The sequence below is a fragment of the Heyndrickxia vini genome (genome assembly GCF_016772275.1).
Lineage (GTDB): Bacteria > Bacillota > Bacilli > Bacillales > Bacillaceae_C > Heyndrickxia > Heyndrickxia vini.
Genome location: NZ_CP065425.1, coordinates 2,603,959 through 2,624,262 on the forward strand (window position 1 = coordinate 2,603,959; position 20,304 = coordinate 2,624,262).

The window sequence follows — 20,304 nt, forward strand, 5'->3', positions numbered from 1 at the left end:
TCTATTCAACCTCCAGCATTTTTATATATCTTGGAGCAACTCGTTCTGTGCGACAGTGCTCCGCTTGAACAATTGCGTTAATACGATCACATGCAGCCTCAACTTGATCATTTTCAACAACATAATCATATAACCGCATAAGCTCGATTTCTTTCCTTGCTTCTATCATGCGATTATTAATTAAATCATCGGATTCAGTTCCTCTTGTTGTAATACGCGTTTGTAGCTCCGAAAGACTCGGTGGGGCAAGAAAAATAAAAAGTCCGTCAGGGAATTTCTCTCTTACTTGTTTTGCACCTTGAACCTCAATTTCTAAAAATACGTCTTTACCGGAATCCAATGTTTCCCTTACATAATCAACTGGGGTACCGTAATAATTGCCAACATACTCTGCATACTCCAATAGTTTATCTTGTTTAATTAGTGCTTCAAACTCTTCCCTAGACTTAAAAAAATAATCAACCCCATCGACTTCACCTTCTCGAGCTTTTCGTGTCGTCATTGAGATAGAATATTCAAACTTAGTCCCGCCTTGCGAAAAAATCGCCTTCCTTACGGTTCCTTTCCCAACTCCAGATGGACCAGAAAGAACAATTAATAACCCTTTTTCCTTCATTCAAAAATCCTACCCTTCTTCACCATTATCGTCCTTGCTACCTAGACGATGCGCAACTGTCTCAGGCTGGACAGCAGATAAAATAACATGATCATTGTCCATTATAATAACAGCCCTTGTACGCCTTCCATAAGTTGCATCAATTAAGCTTCCACGATCCCTTGCATCCTGAACTAGTCGCTTAATTGGAGCAGATTCCGGACTTACAATTGAAATAATCCGATTTGCAGAAACAATATTTCCAAATCCGATGTTTATTAGCTTTATAGACATCATTATCCCCCAAACAACTAATAGTCTATTTTACACCTTAAATCATGTTAGTAACCATGATTATTCAATATTTTGTACTTGCTCCCTTATTTTTTCCAGTGTTGTTTTCAATTCAACAACATAAGAAGAAATTTTTGAATGATTTGCTTTTGAACCAATTGTATTAACTTCGCGGTTCATTTCTTGAATCATGAAGTCAAGTTTTCTTCCAATTGGTTCATGAAGTAATATTGTATTTTCAAATTGCGACACATGACTTTCTAGCCTTGTAATTTCTTCATTTATATCTGCTTTTTCTGCAAATATACCTATTTCGGTTATTAACCTTCCCTCATCAATTACACCATCGGAAAGATCGTTCATGCGTTTTTGTAGTTTTGTTTGATATTGTTCAACAACTAACGGTGCTAGTTCCTTAATATACAATATACGCTGATTAAAATGTTTTATTTGATAAGATAAATCCTGAAAAAGTTCTTTCCCTTCAACTTCCCTCATTGCTTTTAGGTTTTGAACTGCTTCCCCAACAGCATCAAGGACCAGTTGATATATTTCTTCATTCTCATCTTCTTTTTCAACGATTTCCAGAAAATCTCCATTTAATACATCCCGCAATTGAATGTTATCGGGGAAATTATATTTCTGTTTTAAAGTGTTTATAAACTGATAATAATCATCAAGTAGATTCCAGTCAATATGTAAACTTTTATGTGAAAGTCCATCACCATCTATCGTAACAAACACTTCTATCCGTCCACGGTTAATGAATTTATTGATTACTTTTTTAATTTTATCATCAATTTTCATTAATTGTCTTGGCATCCGGATATTTATTTCACTAAAACGGTGATTAACAGATTTAATTTCGACAAATACTCCAAATCTCTCAGAATCTTTTTTGCTACTACCATAGCCAGTCATGCTAAACATCGATATTCTCACATCCCTTATACTACTGGTATTTATCATAATATAGAATATAATAAATGAAAATTAATGGACAAATATGTATATAGTATAGCGGATTTCAAACAAATAGAAAGGTAATAGAGAAATTCCCTATTACCTTTGGCATTATATCATATTTTACTCTTTTTTTCTTACAAAAAGTGAACCTGCTAGTAAAAAAGTTGGAACCGAGCTTAATCCAATGATTAATAACCAATCTTTCGGTTTAATCGGAAGAGTGTGGAAAATTTGTTGCAATGATGGTACGTATATTACGACTAACATGAGTACGATGGAAGAAATAACCGCCCAAACTAAGTACATATTGCCAAATGGATTGCGAGAAAATACTGATTTTTCACTTCTACAATCAAAGACATGGATAAGTTGTGTCAATACTAAAGTAGCAAATGCAATGGTTTGTGCATATTCAAGCTGATCTGGATTTTTTCGATAGATCGTTAAAAAGGCAAGCAAAGTGACGAAGCCTATTAGGAAACCTCGGGATATAACTTTCCAGCCAAGTTTTCTTGCAAATATCCCCTCTTTAGGATGACGTGGTTTACGTTTCATCACATCATCTTCAGGTTTGTCTAATCCAAGTGCCATAGCTGGCAACCCATCCGTGACAAGATTAACCCATAAAATTTGAATTGGTACGAGTGGCAATGGGAGCGACATGAGCATTGCAAATAACATAACCAAAATTTCACCAACATTGGATGCTAATAAATAACGGACAAATTTTCGAATGTTTTCGTAGATATTTCTTCCTTCTTTAATGGCCGCTTTGATCGTGGCGAAATTATCATCTAATAATATTAATGATGAGGCTTCTTTCGCAACATCTGTTCCCGTAATTCCCATTGAAATACCAATATCAGCAGATTTAATTGCCGGTGCATCATTAACACCATCACCTGTCATTGCAACGATATGACCTTGATTTTGAAAAGCTTTAACAATTTTCAATTTATGCTCTGGAGAAACCCTTGCAAAAACGGATACTTGTTCTACAATATTTTCTAATTCATCAACGGACATATCATTTAAAGATGCACCCTCGATTACTTTCGATTTTCCTTTTAAAATACCTAGCTGTTTCGCTATTGCTTTAGCTGTAATGACATGATCTCCTGTGATCATTACTGTCTTAATACCGGCCTCATGACATTCTTTAATTGCTTGTTTAACTTCCGGTCGCGGTGGATCGATCATCCCTTGGACCCCTACAAAAGTTAACCCCTTTTCTGCTTCAGATTCATGCATAATGTTGGTGTACTCTTGTATTGGCTTAAATGCAACTGCAATTGTTCTTAATGCCATTGAAGCTAAGTTTTCAATAGAAGATTGTATTCCTCTTTGTAATTCCGTTGATAACAATTGCATTTTCCCATCCCACAAAACTGATTCACTTAATCCAATTAAGACATCCGGGGCACCTTTAGTAATAACAAACCTTCTGCCATTTTTATCTTTCACGACAACACTCATCATTTTTCTCGTTGAATCGAACGGAAACTCCTTCTCTATTGTAAATTGTTTAAGGATTGAGTCCCTTGTCATTCCTGCCTTCATAGCGGAAACAAGCAACGCTCCCTCAGTAGGGTCCCCATCAATTATAAATTCTTCATCTTTCATTTGGATTTCAGCATGGTTACAAAGTAAACCGAAAGTTAATAGTTGGTATAGACTTTTTTCTTTATGCGGAACAATTTCTTCTTTTTCCTTATAAAAAATCCCTTCAGGTTGATAGCCTGTACCCGATACAGTCCAAGTATTTCCACCGCTCCACAAATGGGTAACTGTCATCTTATTTTGGGTCATCGTACCTGTCTTATCGGAACAGATGACCGATGCACATCCTAATGTTTCAACCGCTGGAAGTTTTCGGACGATTGCATTGTTTCGAATCATTCGTTGTACCCCAAGTGATAAGGCAACTGTAACAATTGCCGGAAGACCTTCAGGGATCGCCGCTACTGCTAAGGAAACACCTGCTAAAAACATCGTATACATATCATGTCCATGAACAACACCTGCAATAACAACAAGCAATGTGAGCAAAAGCGCTACAGTTATTAGTATTTTTCCAAGTTGCTCTAACCTTCGTTGCAGCGGAGTCATCATTGTTTCGGCATTTTGAATCATATCTGCAATTTTCCCCATCGCGGTATTCATACCAATTCCTGTGACGATTCCAACTCCATTGCCTCTTGTTACCATCGTCCCCATAAACGCCGTATTAGTTAAGTCTCCTAAACTGGCATTTTTCTCTGCGATTGGATTGATTGTTTTTACAGCTGGCACTGATTCACCCGTTAGTGCAGACTCTTCAATTTCTAGATTAGCTGTATGAACTAATCGGACATCCGCTCCTATTCGGTCCCCGCTAGAAAATTTCAGAATATCTCCAACGACTACTTCTTTTGATGGAATTTTTCCCCACTCACCATTACGCAATACGACCACTTGTGGCGCGGATAACTCTCTTAGTGCATTTAATGATTTTTCCGCTTTTCTTTCTTGAAAGAAACCTAAACAGCCATTAATCAACACAATCAAAATGATGGCAATTGCATCGATATACTCCCCTAACAAGCCAGAAATCAATGTTGCTGCTAAGAGGACTAACACCATAAAATCTTTAAATTGACTAATAAAAAGCATGAGTGCAGATTGCTTTTCCCCTTCTTGCAACTCGTTCCACCCAAACTGTTTTCGCTTTTTTTCAACGTCACTATCTGATAATCCTTGATCGATGTTCGTATTTAGCACTTTTTCAACATCTTTTTCCTTCATTTCATGGAACGTCATTCACAATACACTCTCCCCTTACCAAAACCGTAGTTGTCCACCTAATATCAAGTTATTCAGCCCTGTCCCAAAAAATGATATAATGATTAGAAATATTGTTGTAAGGGAATGTGAATTATGTCTTTTGACGGCTTATTAACAAGGGCAATGACAAATGAACTTGCCGATATACTTATTGGTGGAAGAATTAATAAAATCCATCAGCCATACCAAAATGAAATGATTATCGTTATTCGTGCAAACGGAAAAAACCATAAACTAATCATCTCTGCACACCCTAGCTATGCGAGGATTCAATTAACGAACGAACAACATGAAAATCCCCAGGAACCCTCCATGTTTTGTATGCTTTTACGAAAACATCTTGAAGGTTATTTTATCGAAAATATTTATCAGGCAGGTCTTGATCGCGTGATGATCATTGAAATTAAAGGGCGTAATGAAATTGGCGACATCTCTTATAAACAGTTATTCGTAGAAATCATGGGGCGCCATAGTAATATCGTCTTGGTAGATAAAGAAAAAAACATGATAATAGATAGCATTAAACATGTTCCATCATTCATTAATAGTTACCGTACTATTCTTCCAGGGCAAGAATATGTTTTCCCGCCAAAACAGGATAAAACAAACCCTCTTCATTTGACAGAGGACGAGATCGTACGAAAACTTGATTTTAATAGCGGCAAAATGGATAAGCAATTAGTTGAAAATTTTTCGGGACTTTCACCACTTCTAGCGAAAGAAATTGTCCATCGTGCGGGATTAGCCAATCGGACGACTATTCCAAAAGCTATGATGGACATTATGCAAGATATATCTACGTACAATAATTGTCCAACAATTATTCAAACAGCTAACAAAGAGGCATTCTACTTCATCCCGATTACTTTTTTAAACGGGGAAACGAAATCGTTTAGCACGATTAGTGAAATGCTGGATCGATTTTACTTTGGTAAAGCAGAAAGGGATCGTGTCAAACAACAGGGACATGATTTAGAAAGATTTATTAAAAATGAAAGAGAAAAAAATGAAACAAAAATAGTAAAATTAAAAGCAACATTAACGGAGGCACAAGAGTCCGATCGTTTTCAATTATATGGTGAATTATTAACTGCAAATCTTCATTTAGTCAAAAGAGGAATGTCTGAAATAGAGGTAATAAATTACTACGATGAAAATGCTTCTATAGTTAAAATAATTTTGGACCCTAGAAAAACTCCGTCGGGAAATGCACAAAGTTATTTTTCAAAATACCAAAAGGCAAAAACTGCCCTAGTTATCGTACAAGAACAAATCGAAAAAGCTCAGGAGGAACTGAAATATTTCGATAACTTATTACAACAAATGGAATCTGCATCACCAAAGGATATTGAAGAAATTCGAATGGAACTTGCAGAAGAAGGATATATCCGCCTAAAACAAAAACGCGGAACGAAGGCAAAGGTGCAAAAAATAACACTTGAGACCTATACGGCTTCAGATGGAACGGAAATTTTAGTTGGGAAAAATAATAAACAAAACGATTACCTAACAAATAAAGTAGCTGCAAAAGATGAAATTTGGTTACATACAAAAGATATTCCAGGATCACATGTAGTCATTCGCAGTAAAAATCCAAGCGCTGAAACGATTGTAGAAGCTGCAAATCTTGCTGCCTATTATAGTAAAGCAAAAGAGTCCTCTTCCGTTCCGGTTGACTATACAAAAGTGAGATTTGTGAAAAAACCAAATGGTGCAAAACCTGGTTTTGTCATTTACGAACAACAGCAAACAGTATATGTAACACCTGATGCGGATAAAGTATTAGAAATGAAAAAATAATTATGGTTAAATATTTACTCATTATTTCATGTGTACCATTTTTAAAACATTATTAAAAGATGATCTCTAAATTGAATAGAGATCATCTTTATTTTCATTCATCGCTATTTTGTTAAACCGTGTTAGTTATTAATTAATCATTGTTATTCTGTTCCTGTTAATTTCTTTGCTGTTTCAAAGAATATTACCAATTACTTTTTCCAATTCTTTGGATTTTCACGCCATTCTTTAAGTGTTTCAAGATCTTCTTCTAAAATCACACCTTTTTCAAGGGCGACATCAATTAAATCTGTATACGTCGCTAAAGAATAAGCCGGTATTTTTGCTTCCATCAATTGTTCTTTACCTTGTGAAAGTTCATAAGAGAAAATTGAAACGACACCCAAGACCTCGCAACCAGCGTTTCTTAACGCTTCTACTGCTGTAATAACACTGCCGCCAGTTGAGATTAAATCTTCCACAACGACGACCTTTTTACCTTCAGAGACTTTTCCCTCTATTTGATTACCTTTCCCATGTGCTTTCGCTTTCGAACGTACATAGCACATCGGAAGCTGCATAAGATCACTAACCCAAGCCGCATGAGGAATTCCAGCTGTTGCCGTACCTGCAATGATTTCTACATCTGGGAAGTAATTCGTAATTAATTTAGTTAAGCCATTGGCAATTTCTTTTCGCAGTGAAGGATACGATAATGTCAGACGATTATCACAGTAAATTGGTGAGAGAATACCTGATGACCAGGTAAATGGTTCATTTGGTTTCAGAAATACTGCCTCTATTGATAAAAGTTGTTCCGCAATTAAATTCGAATTAGTCATTTCCATTTCCCTCCCATAATTGTTTCACCTTTAAATATGTTTGTAGTGGTTCCTTTGACTTGGTGATTGTTCTTCCTACAACAATTGCGGATGAACCGATATTTCTTGCTGATTGAGGGGTAACTACACGTTTTTGATCATCAAGCGAATCTTCTTCAAGACGAATTCCAGGAGTTACACGGATAAACCCTTTATTGGTAACTTTTTCAATTTCCTTTGCCTCAAATGCAGAACAAACAACCCCATCTAAACCCGCTTGATAAGTGAGTTTTGCATAATGAAGGACAGACTGTAACAAGGAATGCTCAATAAGCTGTTCATTTCTCATTTGTTCTTCAGATGTACTTGTTAATTGTGTCACAGCAATTAATAATGGTCTTTTTTTACCTAATTCTGTTCCTTCTTCCAATCCGGTAAGTGCTGCTCTCATCATATTTAATCCACCGGCTGCATGCACATTTACCATGTCAATATTTAGTTGTGCTAACCCCTTCATCGCATGATGAACCGTATTCGGTATATCATGAAGTTTCAGATCAAGAAAAATTTTATGACCATACTCCTTTAAATTCCCAATTAATTCCGGACCTGTTTGGTAAAATAATTCCATTCCTACTTTTACATAAAGGGATTCTGAATCGAATGCACGTAAAAAATCGATCGTTGAATCATAATTAGAAAAATCAAGTGCAATGATTGGTGTATTAATCATGATTCTTCCAGCTCCTTCCAACCAATTCCGAAATATGTGAAAATCCTAATTCATCCAGTTTATTAGGTAACTCATTTATTAATTTCTGACAAATAAATGGATCTATAAAGTTTGCTGTCCCTATGGCTACAGCACTTGCACCTGCATAAAAGAATTCGATCATATCATCAACAGATTGAATACCACCCATGCCGATAATTGGTATTGACACTTGTTGGCTGACTTCATATATCATTCGGACTGCGACCGGTTTAATTGCAGGACCAGAAAGACCACCTGTCCTGTTTGCTAATATCGGCTTTCCTGTTCGAATATCAATATTCATTCCTAAAAGCGTATTAATCATTGTTAGTCCATCAGCCCCAGCTTCTTCTACTGCCTTTGCCATATCAACAATATTGGCAACATTAGGGGAGAGTTTCACATACACAGGAACTTCCGAAACTTGCTTCACCTGTTTCGTTAAATCATGAGCAACTTCAGGAATAGTTCCAAAAGCAATTCCACCCGTTTTTACGTTAGGACAAGAGATATTAAGTTCAAGTGCTTTCACATTTGGGGCTTTTGATATTTGTTTAGCTACTTCTACATAATCCTCAGTCTGTGAACCAGCAACATTCGCAATAATCGGTACATCAAATTGTTCTAACCACGGAAGTTCATTTTCTAATACCGATTGAAGACCTGGATTTTGCAATCCAATCGCATTTAACATTCCAGCAGGAGTTTCGGCAACACGTGGTGTTGGATTCCCAAATCTAGCCTCATAGGTTGTTGCCTTTATCATGATAGAACCGAGTATACTTAAATCATAGAACTGACTATATTCTTTTCCAAAGCCGAAGCAGCCAGATGCAGGCATGATTGGGTTTTTTAACGACAATCCAGGTAATTCTATATTCAAGCGACTCATATCATCACCTCTCCAATTTTGAATACCGGACCATCACTGCAAACTTTTCGATATTTCGTACCGGACGGATCATCTGCTAGGTGACAAACACATGCAAAACATGCGCCAATTCCACAACCCATTCTTTTTTCTAATGAAATATATCCTTCAATCGCTGGATATTTATTTTCCAACGCTTTTAACATCGGCATTGGCCCACATGAATAAAGACAGTCAAAAGAGAGATCCTCTTGGTCCAATACATCCGTAACAAAGCCTTTTGTTCCTAATGAACCATCTACTGTTGCCACATATGTTTTTCCTAAACTACTAAATTCGTCCATATAAAACACTTTACTAGCCGTTTCATGACCTAATACATGGAAAACCTCCACGCCTTGCTTGACAAGTTGCTTGGATAGTTCATAGAGGGGAGGAACTCCAATTCCTCCGCCAACTAACAAGGCTTTCTCCCCTTTTTTTCGTTCAATCGGAAAGCCGTTTCCTAATGGTCCAAGAACATCAATTGTTTCACCGGCTTTTTTATGGGAAAGCATACGAGTGCCTTTTCCGTCTGCACGATAAATCATAGTAAATCGTTTATGTCTATGTTCAATTTCAGCTATACTGATAGGTCTTCTTAATAATGGTTCAATAGATTCCGAGATTCGTAGGTGAACAAATTGACCTGGTTGTTTCATTTCATTAACAAGCTCACCTTCAAGACTTAATTCAAATATTTGCGAAGCAATCTCCCTATGTGAACTTATTTTCATCTTCTCTTGCTGAATCATATCGTTACCACATCTTTTTTGACCTCATTTGCTGGCATTGCTTCTGATGAAAACGTCATTGATTCAAGCACTCTTAAGATGGCCTCAGCCGTATCTAATGATGTTAAACATGGAATATTATTTTCCACTGCTTCACGGCGAATTCTAAATCCATCACGTTCAGGCTGCTTACCTTTTGTCAATGTATTAATGACAATTTGAACTTTGCCATTTTTAATAACATCTAGCAGTGTAACACCATCTGAACCGATTTTATCAACAACATCTACTTTTAATCCTGCTCTTTGAAGGCTACCGGCAGTACCACTTGTTGCCATAAGTGTAAAGCCAATTGCGTCGAATCGCTTAGCAAGCTGGGTCGCCTCCTCTTTATCCTTATCAGCAACAGTAAACAATACCGTTCCATAATTTTGAATTTTCATCCCTGAAGCAACTAGGCCTTTATACAATGCCTTTTCCAACGTCATATCTTTCCCCATTACTTCACCAGTAGATTTCATTTCTGGTCCTAATGTTATATCAACTCTTCGAAGCTTAGCAAAAGAGAAAACTGGTACTTTCACATACACACCTTTCTTCTCCTTAACAAGGCCTGTTCCATAACCTAATTCTTTTAGGCTATGACCCAATATCACTTTCGTTGCTAGATTTGCCATTGGAACATTCGTAATTTTACTTAAAAACGGAACTGTTCTGCTTGAGCGTGGATTTACCTCAATCACATATAGTTGATCATTTGATATGACGTACTGGATATTTAATAATCCAATTATATTAAGTCCTTTTGCTAGTTTCGTTGTGTATTCAACGATTTTCTCCTTCATACTCTCTGAAATACTTTGTGTTGGATACACAGCGATTGAATCCCCGGAGTGAACACCCGCACGTTCAATATGTTCCATAATTCCCGGAATTAATACGTCTTCTCCATCAGAAATGGCATCCACTTCGATTTCTTTTCCAACTAAATAGCGATCGATTAATACGGGATGATTCGGATTTACTTGTACAGCGTTTTCCATATAATGGTATAATTCTTGCTCATGATACACGATCTCCATTGCTCTGCCTCCTAATACATAAGAAGGACGAACTAACACTGGATAACCGATGTCATTAGCTATTTTCACTGCCTGTTCCACTGAAAATGCTGTTTTTCCAAGTGGTTGACGAATAGTCAATTGCTCCAAAGCTTGCTCGAATTTGTCCCGATTTTCGGCGCGATCAAGGCTTTCTAATGATGTTCCTAGGATCTTGACTCCTCGTTCTACTAGTTGTGAAGCAAGATTAATCGCTGTTTGTCCGCCAAATTGGACAACTACCCCTTCAGGTTTTTCAAGATCGATAATATGCATAACATCTTCAATTGTTAATGGTTCAAAATAAAGTTTATCTGAGATGCTAAAATCAGTAGAAACCGTTTCGGGATTGCTATTAATAATGATTGCCTCATATCCCGCCTCTTGAATTGCCCAAACTGAGTGGACAGTTGCATAATCGAACTCGACTCCTTGCCCAATGCGAATGGGACCTGATCCCAAGACAACGACACTTTTTTTATCCGTTACGATTGATTCGTTTTCTTCTTCATAGGTACCGTAAAAATATGGTGTTTCCGATTCAAATTCTGCCGCACATGTATCAACCATTTTATAAACGGGGATTAGATGGTGTTGCTTTCTCCACTCGTATACGATTTTCTCATCTGAATCCCAAAGATTCGCAAGCTTATAATCAGAAAATCCATATTCTTTTGCTTGTTTGGCTGCATCTTTGTCAAATGGATGATTGATTAATTCTTTTTCGAAGCGGATAATTCTTTGTATTTTATATAAGAAGAATAGGTCTATTTGACTCCATTCATGAATCGTTTCTATCGTTACACCTCTGCGAAGTGCTTCGCTTAAATAAAAAATTCGTTCGTCACCCGCTTTTCGAATTCTCTTTTCAATTACTTCATCACTAAATTGATCTGCATCAGATAATTCAAGATGATACGTATTGCTTTCTAAGGAACGAACGGCTTTTAATAATGACTCTTCGAAATTTCTTCCTATTGCCATTACTTCCCCTGTTGCTTTCATTTGTGTCCCTAGTCGACGGTTAGCGGACTCAAATTTATCAAATGGCCAACGAGGGATTTTTGTGACGACATAATCTAATGCCGGTTCAAAACATGCGTATGTTTTTCCTGTTACAGGGTTTATCATCTCGTCTAAAGTTAGTCCTACAGCAATTTTTGCAGCTAATTTTGCAATTGGGTAACCAGTAGCTTTCGAAGCAAGAGCAGATGAGCGGCTTACCCGCGGATTTACTTCAATGATATAGTAATTGAAACTGTATGGATCGAGAGCTAATTGGACGTTGCAGCCTCCTTCAATTCCTAGGGCACGAATAATTTTTAATGAAACATTTCGCAATAAATGGTATTCTCGATCACTTAATGTTTGACTTGGAGCGACAACAATAGAATCGCCTGTATGGATTCCTACTGGATCGATATTTTCCATATTACATACGACAATTGCATTGTCATTGGCATCACGCATGACTTCATATTCAATTTCTTTATAACCCGCAATGCTTTTTTCTAATAGACATTGGTGAACTGGACTGTTATTTAACCCGCTGGCGACGATATCCTTTAGTTCTTCATCGTTTTCACAAATACCACCACCTGTACCTCCTAATGTGTATGCAGGACGGACGATAACTGGGTAACCAATATGTTTAACAAATTCGAATGCCTCATCAAGCGAATGAATAATGTCACTTTCCGGTACAGGCTCATTTAAATCTCTCATCAAGCTGCGAAATTCATCACGATCCTCCGCTTGTATAATGGCAGATAATTTTGTTCCTAACACTTCCACGTTGCATTCCTCAAGAATACCTGCTTGTGCTAATTCCATCGCCATGTTTAACCCTGTCTGCCCACCTAATGTTGGCAGGATGGCATCAGGTTTTTCCTTGCGAATAATCCGGCTTATAAATTCTAAAGTTAAAGGTTCAATGTATACAACATCTGCAATTTCAGTATCTGTCATAATCGTTGCGGGGTTAGAGTTTACAAGAATAACACGGTAACCTTCTTCTTTTAATGCTAAGCATGCTTGTGTACCTGCATAGTCAAATTCTGCTGCTTGGCCGATAATAATAGGTCCTGAACCGATTACTAAGATACTTTTAATGTCTTTACGTTTAGGCATGTTGTTTCACCGTTCCTTTCCATTCTTCGATGCGTGATAAAAATTGATCAAATAAGAAATTCGTATCTTCAGGTCCAGGTGATGCTTCTGGATGATATTGAACAGTAAATACTGGGTGAAGTTGATGTTCCAGCCCTTCAACTGTTTGATCATTTAAATTTATTTGAGTTACACGTAATTGTGTTGCTTGGATTGATTGTTCGTTTACTGCATATCCATGGTTTTGTGATGTGAAAAATACTTTTCCTGAGTCTAAATCTTTTACTGGATGATTTGCACCACGGTGTCCGAATTTTAATTTATACGTATCTGCTCCACTTGCTAAGGCAAATAATTGATGACCTAAACAAATGCCGAAAATTGGCAGCTTCCCTAATAACTCTTGAATCATCTTGATTGCTTCAGGAACATCTTTCGGATCACCAGGTCCATTCGACAGCATGACACCGTCCGGCTTTAATGCCAGAATTTCTGTAGCCGATGTATTATATGGTACGACCGTTACATCACAATCTCGTTTATTCAGTTCTCTTAAAATTCCGTGCTTAGACCCAAAATCAACGAGCACAACATGGTGCCCACGCCCAGGACTTGGATACGCTTTTTGAGTAGAAACTTGTTCTACTTGATTTGTCGGAAATTCTTGGTTTTTTAATTGCTCTATCACTTCAGAGGGTTCTGCAGATATTTCACAAATGGCACCTTTTAATGTCCCATATTGACGAATGATCCGTGTCAATTTTCTCGTATCTATTCCTGAGATACCCGGGATATTTTTTAGCCTTAAAAATTCGGATATCGTCATATCATTTCGCCAATTTGATGGAAACTCAGCTGCTTCCTTAACGATTAATCCTTTAATCGCAGGTTGAATGGACTCATAATCATCACGATTAATTCCGTAGTTACCGATAAGTGGATAGGTTAAAGTAACGATTTGACCGCAAAATGATGGATCTGTGATTGTTTCCTGATAGCCCGTCATCCCTGTTGTAAAGACAACTTCACCCATCATTTCAATATCACTTCCAAATGCTTTTCCGATCATGACTGTACCATCTTCTAAAATTAATTGTCGTTTCATTTTCCAGCACCTCCGTCATTCCATTTCAATTCTCCGTCAACAAACGTTGCAACAGGCCACCCTTTACAGTGCCATCCAGTAAAAGGTGTATTTTTTCCTTTTGATTCAAACTCTAAAGGATTAATCATTTTTTCATTTTCTAGATTGATTAACGTGATATCTGCTGCAGCTCCTACTTTTAATTTTCCTGATGGCAATTGAAATGCCTTAGCAGGAGCAATCGTTAACCAATCAACCAATTGTTGTAAAGTAAATATCCCTTTTTCAACGAAATGTGTGTAAAGTAGTGGAAATGCCGTTTCCAAACCGACAATTCCAAATGGAGCTCTGCTCATTCCTTTACTTTTTTCCTCACTAGTGTGTGGCGCATGATCAGTCGCAATGAAATCAATCGTTCCGTCTAACAGCCCTTCAAGGAGTGCTTCGCGATCTTCCTTTCCTCTTAAGGGAGGATTCATTTTATAATTTGTATCAAGACTCGGAATATCTTCATCACATAAGAGTAAGTGGTGTGGTGTTACTTCCGCCGTGACATGAATTCCCGCTCTTTTTGCATCCCGGACAACGCGAACAGATTCTTTTGTGCTTATGTGGCAAACATGATAATGGCACCCAGCTGCTTCTGCAAGGAGAATATCTCTCGCAATATGAACAGACTCACAAACAGAAGGAATCCCAGGAATATTATGTTCTTTTGAAAAATCTCCTTCATGTACTGCACCGCCGTAAATAAGTGAATTATCTTCACAGTGTGCAACAACTGCCATGTCAAGATCAGCGGCTCGTTTCATCGCTTCAAACATTGTTGCTGCTGTTTGGACCCCAACGCCATCATCGGTAAAAGCGAATGCACCATTTTCTTTTAATCCTGCAAAATTTGTCAATTCTTCACCTAATTGCCCTTTAGTAATTGCTGCATATGGTAATACCTTTACATGTGCCGTTTCTTCAATGCGATTCATTAACCATTCCATCTGTTCAGGTGTATCCGGAACCGGCTTCGTATTTGGCATACATGCAACGGTAGTAAACCCGCCTTTTGCTGCGGCCAATGTTCCAGTTTCTATCGTTTCTTTATGCTCTCCACCCGGCTCCCTTAAGTGAATATGTAAATCAATAAATCCTGGTGTTAGTAAACTGCCATTTGCTTCAAAAACCGCTTCATCATATATTTCTAGGTTTTTGCCAATTTCTTTTATTACACCGTTATGAATACGAATATCTGCCTGTGTTTCTTTTCCATTTCCTTCCAAAGTTTTTCCGTTTTTAATAATGTAATTCATGTAAACAACCCCTAACCGAATTTTCTAATGCTCGTTTAATGACCGCCATTCGAATATATACGCCATTTTCCATTTGCTTAAAAATTCTTGATTTGTCGCTCTCAACTAATTCATCTGCAATCTCAACATTTCTATTGATTGGTGCTGGATGCATAATAATACTTCCGTTTTTCATTCTGCTTTCGCGTTCCACCGTTAAGCCATATTGTTCATGGTATTGTTTTGATGTATAAGTTGATTGTCCTTGATGTCTTTCATGTTGAATTCTGAGAAGCATGACAACATCTGCTTGTTCGATCGCTTGATTAATAGGTACATAGTTTCCTAGTGAAAATGTGTTGTCAAACCATTCAGGCGGACCAGAAAATACAACATTTGCCCCAAGTTTTGTTAAAGCTTCCATATTTGATCTGGCTACTCGGCTATGAGAGATATCGCCAATTATCGTAATATTTAAGCCGCTGAAACTGCCGAATTCTTGTTTGATCGTAAATAAATCTAGCAATGATTGGGTCGGGTGCTGGCCACAGCCATCTCCTCCATTAATAATTGGAATATTTATTTTCGGTATTAGTTCTTTATAATAATGTTCCTGATTATGGCGAATAACTGCTAGATTCACACCAAGCGATTCTAATGTTTTTACCGTATCGTACAATGTCTCCCCTTTTTGCAGGCTAGACGTACTAGTTTCAAACGGAATGACCTCCAATCCTAACTTTCTTTCCGCCATTTCAAAACTGCATTTCGTTCTTGTGCTTGGTTCAAAAAATAGATTTGCTGCATACATTTTTTTAGGAGAAGACCACGTACTGCCGTTCTTAAACATTTGAGCATCTAGCAAAATTTCATTAATATCTGCATTTGTTAAATTTGCCATTGTTAATAGATGACACATAGTAAATTCCTCCTTTATAAAAAAACGCCCTATTTTTTAGTTAGGGCGTTTTTAAATTCAATGTGTAGCCATATGAACACATTGAATTAAACACCCTTGGAAGCCTCTCTGGACTTCGCTTAAAAGGTGATATGTTTATTTTTCATTTTCAACTTCACTAAACAGGTCTAATTCTGAATCCTCTGTTGGTCTGCCAGGTAAGACTAGGTTTAAAATCACACCTAGTATTGCAGCTAATGCCATTCCTGATAGCTCAAATCCTTCGGTAAATCTTATGAAAGCTCCACCAATTCCGATGACTAGGATGACGGAAGAAATGAGTAAATTACGATTATCAGCAAAATCGATTTTATGCTCAACAAGCATTCTTAGACCGCTTGCAGCAATAATTCCAAATAATACGATTGATACACCACCCATTACAGCTGTTGGGATGGAACTTAATAGCGCACTAATTTTTCCAATAAAACTGAAAGCTAGAGCAAGGACCCCGGCACCGCCAATTACATATACACTATATGCTCGAGTGATTGCTAGGACCCCGATATTTTCACCGTAAGTAGTTGTAGGCGGGCCACCAATTAAGGATGCGATAACTATTGAAACTCCATCACCTAATAGGGAACTATCTAGGCCCGGGTCTGCTACTAAGTCGCGGTTTACTACTTTACTCAATACGATTTGGTGTCCGATATGTTCGGATAAAGTTACAATGGCGACTGGCACCATTAGCATCACAACTTGCCAAGAAAACGTTGGTTCATATGATACGAAAGGGAAGACAAAATCTGGTAAAGCAAACCACTTTGCTTCAATGACACCAGAAAAGTCTACTAATCCAGCAAATATAGAGATAATATATCCTCCTATTATTCCTATGAGTATCGGGATTAGTTGAAAAAATCCTCTAAAAAATGTTGAACTGATAATGATGATTGCAATTGTGCAAAGTGCAACAACGATATGTTTTGTACTATAAATTAGATCGGCTTGGGCTGCACCGGGATTTTCGTACATCGCCATGCCTACCGCAGTTCCAGCAAGACCTAGACCAATAACAATTATTACTGGTGCTACGACTATCGGAGGCAAGAGTCTCATCAACCATTTATATCCTAATTTATTTATTAGTAAAGCAACAAAACCGTATATGATGCCCGCAAAAAAGGTTCCCAGCATAGCTGCTCCTGGACCACCTAATGCCTTTGCACTTATTAGTGGAGCAATGAAAGCAAAAGAGGAACCTAAGTAGGCAGGTACCTTTCCTCTTGTAATAAGAATATAAGCAAGTGTTCCTAGTCCACTCGATGCCAGTGCAACCGCTGGACTTAAATGAACGAGTAGCGGAACTAAAACCGTTGATCCGAACATCGCGAACAAATGTTGGATGCTTAGGCTAATCCATTGGGATGTATTTGGTTTTTCATTGATGTCTAGTATGATGTCTGCATTTTTTCCCATTATTCAAACTCCTCTTTACTATAAGATTTACCTAACAACGGTTCTTATACAAAAAAACCTCTTTATAGCAAGAAGCCACAAAGAGGTTAGTCTATCATTAAATAGAAATGAAATTCAATAATAGATATCCACCTTTGTCAGCCTCTCTGGACTGCTTTTAAAAGGATTTATTTAATTTTCATAAATACTTACTTGATCTAATTCATCCACTTCATCAAGGGCAACAACAATTCGTTCAGAACTTGATGTTGGAATATTTTTCCCAATAAAATCTGCACGAATAGGTAATTCTCGATGTCCGCGGTCTACCAGAACGGCTAATTGAATTTGTGATGGCCTTCCAATGTCCATCAATGCATCCATTCCTGCTCGAACTGTTCGACCCGTATATAATACATCATCCACTAATATAACCTTTTTGTTATTTATATCAGTTGGAATATGTGAACCTTTCACTTCAGGTACTGCATTTTCAGTCTTTTTCGTTAAATCGTCACGATACAATGTAATATCCAAAACTCCAACTTGCATGGACTCGCCTTCAATTTGTTCAATCCTTTCAGCTAATCGCTTAGCTAAATGAATTCCACGGGTTTTAATACCTACGAGGATACAATTTTCAATCCCCTTATTTCTCTCAATTATTTCATGGGCAATACGGGTAAGTGCCCTGCGAATAGCTTGTTGATCAAGGACAACTGCTTTTTGAGACATTTTTCTCACCTCTCAAATAAAAACCCTCTCACCGGGAGGCGAGAGGGAAGACGAATGCATACTTTCCTTACAAATAGCGTGTTAACTATTATCCGTTTCCTTCTCAGCCTCACTGGACTGTATTAAAGGGCTTATTAAATTATTTTAAGAATACTATTAGATCGTATTTCTGTCAACTACTTTTTAAGAGACTCTATCAGTTGAAGAAAATCTTCTGGCAAAGGTGCTTCGAATTCCATGTATTTTTCCGTACGCGGGTGTATGAATCCCAAAATTCCTGCATGTAATGCTTGTCCATTGAATGACAATGTTTTTCTTGGTCCATACTTAGGATCACCCGCAAGAGGAAATCCAATGTATTTCATATGAACACGAATTTGGTGCGTGCGACCAGTTTCTAATTCACATTCCACAAAGGTAAAGTCAGTAAAACGATTGAGTACACGAAAATGAGTAACTGCATGTTTTCCATTATCTACTACGGTCATTCTTTGCCGATCATCCGGATCCCTGCCTATTGGAGCATCTATCGTTCCATAATCATGAGGAATGTTTCCATGGACAATTGCAAAATATTTTCTTGTTACGGATTTATCAACCAATTGATTTACTAATCGCTCATGTGCAAAATCATTTTTAGCAACCATTAATAATCCAGAAGTATCTTTATCAATCCTATGCACAATTCCAGGTCTTAACACCCCATTAATCCCAGAGAGATCATTACAATGGGCCATTAAACCATTTACTAGCGTACCTGTAGTATGACCTGGAGCGGGGTGGACTACCATTCCTTTTGGTTTATTAACAACCAACACATCTCCATCTTCATAATAAATATCAAGATTCATTTCCTCAGCTTCTACATCTAAGTTTTGTGGTTCTGGGATTTCAATTTCTAATTGATCATTAATGATACATTTATAATTTGCTTTAATCTTTTTTCCGTTTACAGTTACATAACCCTCTTTAATCCATTGCTGTACCTGTGAACGGGACCATTCTTCTTGTAAAGTAGAAATAATTTTATCTATTCGTTCATTATTTTCACTTTCAAGAATGATGTGTTCCATTTTTTCCATATGTTTTCTCCTTTGATTGTCGTTCTTCTCTCAGCATTTGAATGAGAAGCAGAACAACCCCGATCGTTAATGCTGCATCCGCGATATTAAAAATTGGAAAATCGATAATTTCTGCATAAAGAAAGTCAATTACTTCTTTCCGAAAAAGTCTATCAATAAAGTTCCCAATTGCACCGCCAAGCATAAAAGCAAGACTAATTCCTAATAAAGGCTTTCCTTTTGCATGCTTTTGGATGTAATAAATAATTCCCCCAGCCACGATAATCGTTATTAGGTAAAATAACCACATCTGGCCCTGTAATATTCCCCATGCGGCACCTTGGTTCCGGTGAGACGTTATTGAAAAAACATTGTCAATGATAGGAATCCTTTCCCCAATTTCCATGTTTTTCTCAACTAGAATTTTTGTTAACTGATCTAAAGCTATAACAAATATAGAAATTATGTAGTATATCACAAAGGATACCCCCGTATCTTTCATAAAATCAGCATTTCTTCCTTTGAATTGTAGCATAAAACGGGGGATATAGAAAAGATTATTTGGCCATTAACTAAAGGGAATCGTAATTTTCCCAAATGACCAAAGCTGATTCCATTCGTCCGAGGTTTTTAATGTGGGTATAGTTTCTAGCCATTCTTTTGGAATGGGTTCGCCATTTTGTTCACATTTCCCATAATTTCCTTCATTCCATTTTGATAGGGCGGTATTAATGTCCTTTAATTCATCATTAATCAGCTCTTTTATTAAGTCATCATTCGTTACGTATGAATTTAATTCGACTTTTAGATCATGAAGTAAATGATATAAATGTTGATGTTCATCTTTAAGGTACATTGATATTCCCTCCTTAATAGGTTGATTTTAGCTTACCCTTA

At 37.3% G+C, this 20,304-nt stretch carries 18 protein-coding genes; 1 reads left to right on the forward strand and 17 read right to left on the reverse strand.

The features are described from left to right. Position 1: 1 nt before the first annotated feature. The 4 genes from gmk to I5776_RS13025 form a co-directional block, all read right to left on the reverse strand. Complete coding sequence (gmk, locus tag I5776_RS13010) at positions 2-616, reverse strand: guanylate kinase (RefSeq protein WP_202776825.1); 615 nt, start codon at positions 614-616, stop codon at positions 2-4. A 9-nt stretch (positions 617-625) separates the two neighbouring features. Beyond that, positions 626-889, reverse strand: coding sequence for an extracellular matrix/biofilm regulator RemA (gene remA, locus I5776_RS13015; RefSeq protein WP_202776826.1), 264 nt, complete (start codon positions 887-889; stop codon positions 626-628). Positions 890-949: 60 nt separating this feature from the next. Then, positions 950-1,810: a YicC/YloC family endoribonuclease gene (locus I5776_RS13020; protein ID WP_343066389.1), complete on the reverse strand. Its 861-nt coding sequence runs from the start codon at positions 1,808-1,810 to the stop codon at positions 950-952. A 165-nt stretch (positions 1,811-1,975) separates the two neighbouring features. Beyond that, on the reverse strand, positions 1,976-4,654 hold the full coding sequence (locus tag I5776_RS13025; RefSeq protein ID WP_202776828.1) for a calcium-translocating P-type ATPase, SERCA-type: 2,679 nt from the start codon (positions 4,652-4,654) through the stop codon (positions 1,976-1,978). A gap of 117 nt (positions 4,655-4,771) precedes the next feature. Between I5776_RS13025 and I5776_RS13030 the strand changes: the two genes are divergently transcribed. Next, positions 4,772-6,478 (forward strand): Rqc2 family fibronectin-binding protein, encoded by a 1,707-nt coding sequence (locus tag I5776_RS13030; protein ID WP_202776829.1) that lies wholly within the window; start codon positions 4,772-4,774, stop codon positions 6,476-6,478. 191 nt (positions 6,479-6,669) lie between these two features. On the opposite strand, the gene pyrE is transcribed toward I5776_RS13030, so the two are convergent. The 13 genes from pyrE to I5776_RS13095 all read right to left on the reverse strand — a co-directional run bounded on the left by pyrE (position 6,670) and on the right by I5776_RS13095 (position 20,263). Further along, complete coding sequence (pyrE, locus tag I5776_RS13035; protein WP_246483784.1) at positions 6,670-7,299, reverse strand: orotate phosphoribosyltransferase; 630 nt, start codon at positions 7,297-7,299, stop codon at positions 6,670-6,672. Further along, positions 7,292-8,011 (reverse strand): orotidine-5'-phosphate decarboxylase, encoded by a 720-nt coding sequence (gene pyrF, locus I5776_RS13040; protein WP_202776831.1) that lies wholly within the window; start codon positions 8,009-8,011, stop codon positions 7,292-7,294. The genes pyrE and pyrF overlap by 8 nt, the downstream gene beginning before the upstream one ends. Next, the gene (locus tag I5776_RS13045; protein ID WP_202776832.1) at positions 8,004-8,924 is read right to left on the reverse strand and encodes a dihydroorotate dehydrogenase; all 921 of its coding nucleotides are present in this window, start codon (positions 8,922-8,924) and stop codon (positions 8,004-8,006) included. The genes pyrF and I5776_RS13045 overlap by 8 nt, the downstream gene beginning before the upstream one ends. Next, positions 8,921-9,694, reverse strand: a complete 774-nt coding sequence (locus I5776_RS13050) for a dihydroorotate dehydrogenase electron transfer subunit (protein ID WP_281397309.1) — start codon at positions 9,692-9,694, stop codon at positions 8,921-8,923. The genes I5776_RS13045 and I5776_RS13050 overlap by 4 nt, the downstream gene beginning before the upstream one ends. Next, a complete protein-coding gene (gene carB, locus I5776_RS13055) occupies positions 9,694-12,906 on the reverse strand; it encodes a carbamoyl-phosphate synthase large subunit (protein WP_202776834.1) in 3,213 nt (1,070 codons plus the stop codon). The genes I5776_RS13050 and carB overlap by 1 nt, the downstream gene beginning before the upstream one ends. Next, a complete protein-coding gene (locus tag I5776_RS13060) occupies positions 12,899-13,990 on the reverse strand; it encodes a carbamoyl phosphate synthase small subunit (RefSeq protein ID WP_202776835.1) in 1,092 nt (363 codons plus the stop codon). The genes carB and I5776_RS13060 overlap by 8 nt, the downstream gene beginning before the upstream one ends. Next, entirely contained in the window at positions 13,987-15,273 is a 1,287-nt protein-coding gene (locus I5776_RS13065; protein WP_202776836.1) for a dihydroorotase, read from the reverse strand. The genes I5776_RS13060 and I5776_RS13065 overlap by 4 nt, the downstream gene beginning before the upstream one ends. Next, positions 15,257-16,171 (reverse strand): aspartate carbamoyltransferase catalytic subunit, encoded by a 915-nt coding sequence (locus tag I5776_RS13070; RefSeq protein ID WP_202776837.1) that lies wholly within the window; start codon positions 16,169-16,171, stop codon positions 15,257-15,259. The genes I5776_RS13065 and I5776_RS13070 overlap by 17 nt, the downstream gene beginning before the upstream one ends. A 135-nt stretch (positions 16,172-16,306) precedes the next feature. Beyond that, on the reverse strand, positions 16,307-17,632 hold the full coding sequence (locus I5776_RS13075) for a solute carrier family 23 protein (protein ID WP_202776838.1): 1,326 nt from the start codon (positions 17,630-17,632) through the stop codon (positions 16,307-16,309). Positions 17,633-17,803: 171 nt separating this feature from the next. Then, on the reverse strand, positions 17,804-18,346 hold the full coding sequence (pyrR, locus tag I5776_RS13080) for a bifunctional pyr operon transcriptional regulator/uracil phosphoribosyltransferase PyrR (protein WP_202776839.1): 543 nt from the start codon (positions 18,344-18,346) through the stop codon (positions 17,804-17,806). 176 nt (positions 18,347-18,522) lie between these two features. Next, positions 18,523-19,428, reverse strand: a complete 906-nt coding sequence (locus tag I5776_RS13085; protein ID WP_202776840.1) for an RluA family pseudouridine synthase — start codon at positions 19,426-19,428, stop codon at positions 18,523-18,525. Next, positions 19,400-19,885: a signal peptidase II gene (lspA, locus tag I5776_RS13090; protein ID WP_202776841.1), complete on the reverse strand. Its 486-nt coding sequence runs from the start codon at positions 19,883-19,885 to the stop codon at positions 19,400-19,402. The genes I5776_RS13085 and lspA overlap by 29 nt, the downstream gene beginning before the upstream one ends. A 90-nt stretch (positions 19,886-19,975) precedes the next feature. Continuing rightward, the gene (locus tag I5776_RS13095) at positions 19,976-20,263 is read right to left on the reverse strand and encodes a TraR/DksA family transcriptional regulator (protein ID WP_202776842.1); all 288 of its coding nucleotides are present in this window, start codon (positions 20,261-20,263) and stop codon (positions 19,976-19,978) included. Positions 20,264-20,304 lie beyond the last annotated feature (41 nt).

Excerpts from the sequence above, each read along its gene's own strand:
- I5776_RS13030 (WP_202776829.1), top strand. The coding sequence starts at position 4,772 with ATGTCTTTTGACGGCTTATTAACAAGGGCAATGACAAATGAACTTGCC.
- I5776_RS13025 (WP_202776828.1), bottom strand. The coding sequence starts at position 4,654 with ATGACGTTCCATGAAATGAAGGAAAAAGATGTTGAAAAAGTGCTAAAT.
- I5776_RS13085 (WP_202776840.1), bottom strand. The coding sequence starts at position 19,428 with ATGGAAAAAATGGAACACATCATTCTTGAAAGTGAAAATAATGAACGA.
- I5776_RS13075 (WP_202776838.1), bottom strand. The coding sequence starts at position 17,632 with ATGGGAAAAAATGCAGACATCATACTAGACATCAATGAAAAACCAAAT.
- I5776_RS13070 (WP_202776837.1), bottom strand. The coding sequence starts at position 16,171 with ATGTGTCATCTATTAACAATGGCAAATTTAACAAATGCAGATATTAAT.
- pyrF (WP_202776831.1), bottom strand. The coding sequence starts at position 8,011 with ATGATTAATACACCAATCATTGCACTTGATTTTTCTAATTATGATTCA.
- gmk (WP_202776825.1), bottom strand. The coding sequence starts at position 616 with ATGAAGGAAAAAGGGTTATTAATTGTTCTTTCTGGTCCATCTGGAGTT.
- I5776_RS13060 (WP_202776835.1), bottom strand. The coding sequence starts at position 13,990 with ATGAAACGACAATTAATTTTAGAAGATGGTACAGTCATGATCGGAAAA.
- I5776_RS13095 (WP_202776842.1), bottom strand. The coding sequence starts at position 20,263 with ATGTACCTTAAAGATGAACATCAACATTTATATCATTTACTTCATGAT.
- pyrR (WP_202776839.1), bottom strand. The coding sequence starts at position 18,346 with ATGTCTCAAAAAGCAGTTGTCCTTGATCAACAAGCTATTCGCAGGGCA.
- I5776_RS13065 (WP_202776836.1), bottom strand. The coding sequence starts at position 15,273 with ATGAATTACATTATTAAAAACGGAAAAACTTTGGAAGGAAATGGAAAA.
- remA (WP_202776826.1), bottom strand. The coding sequence starts at position 889 with ATGTCTATAAAGCTAATAAACATCGGATTTGGAAATATTGTTTCTGCA.
- I5776_RS13045 (WP_202776832.1), bottom strand. The coding sequence starts at position 8,924 with ATGAGTCGCTTGAATATAGAATTACCTGGATTGTCGTTAAAAAACCCA.
- carB (WP_202776834.1), bottom strand. The coding sequence starts at position 12,906 with ATGCCTAAACGTAAAGACATTAAAAGTATCTTAGTAATCGGTTCAGGA.
- I5776_RS13020 (WP_343066389.1), bottom strand. The coding sequence starts at position 1,810 with ATGACTGGCTATGGTAGTAGCAAAAAAGATTCTGAGAGATTTGGAGTA.
- pyrE (WP_246483784.1), bottom strand. The coding sequence starts at position 7,299 with ATGACTAATTCGAATTTAATTGCGGAACAACTTTTATCAATAGAGGCA.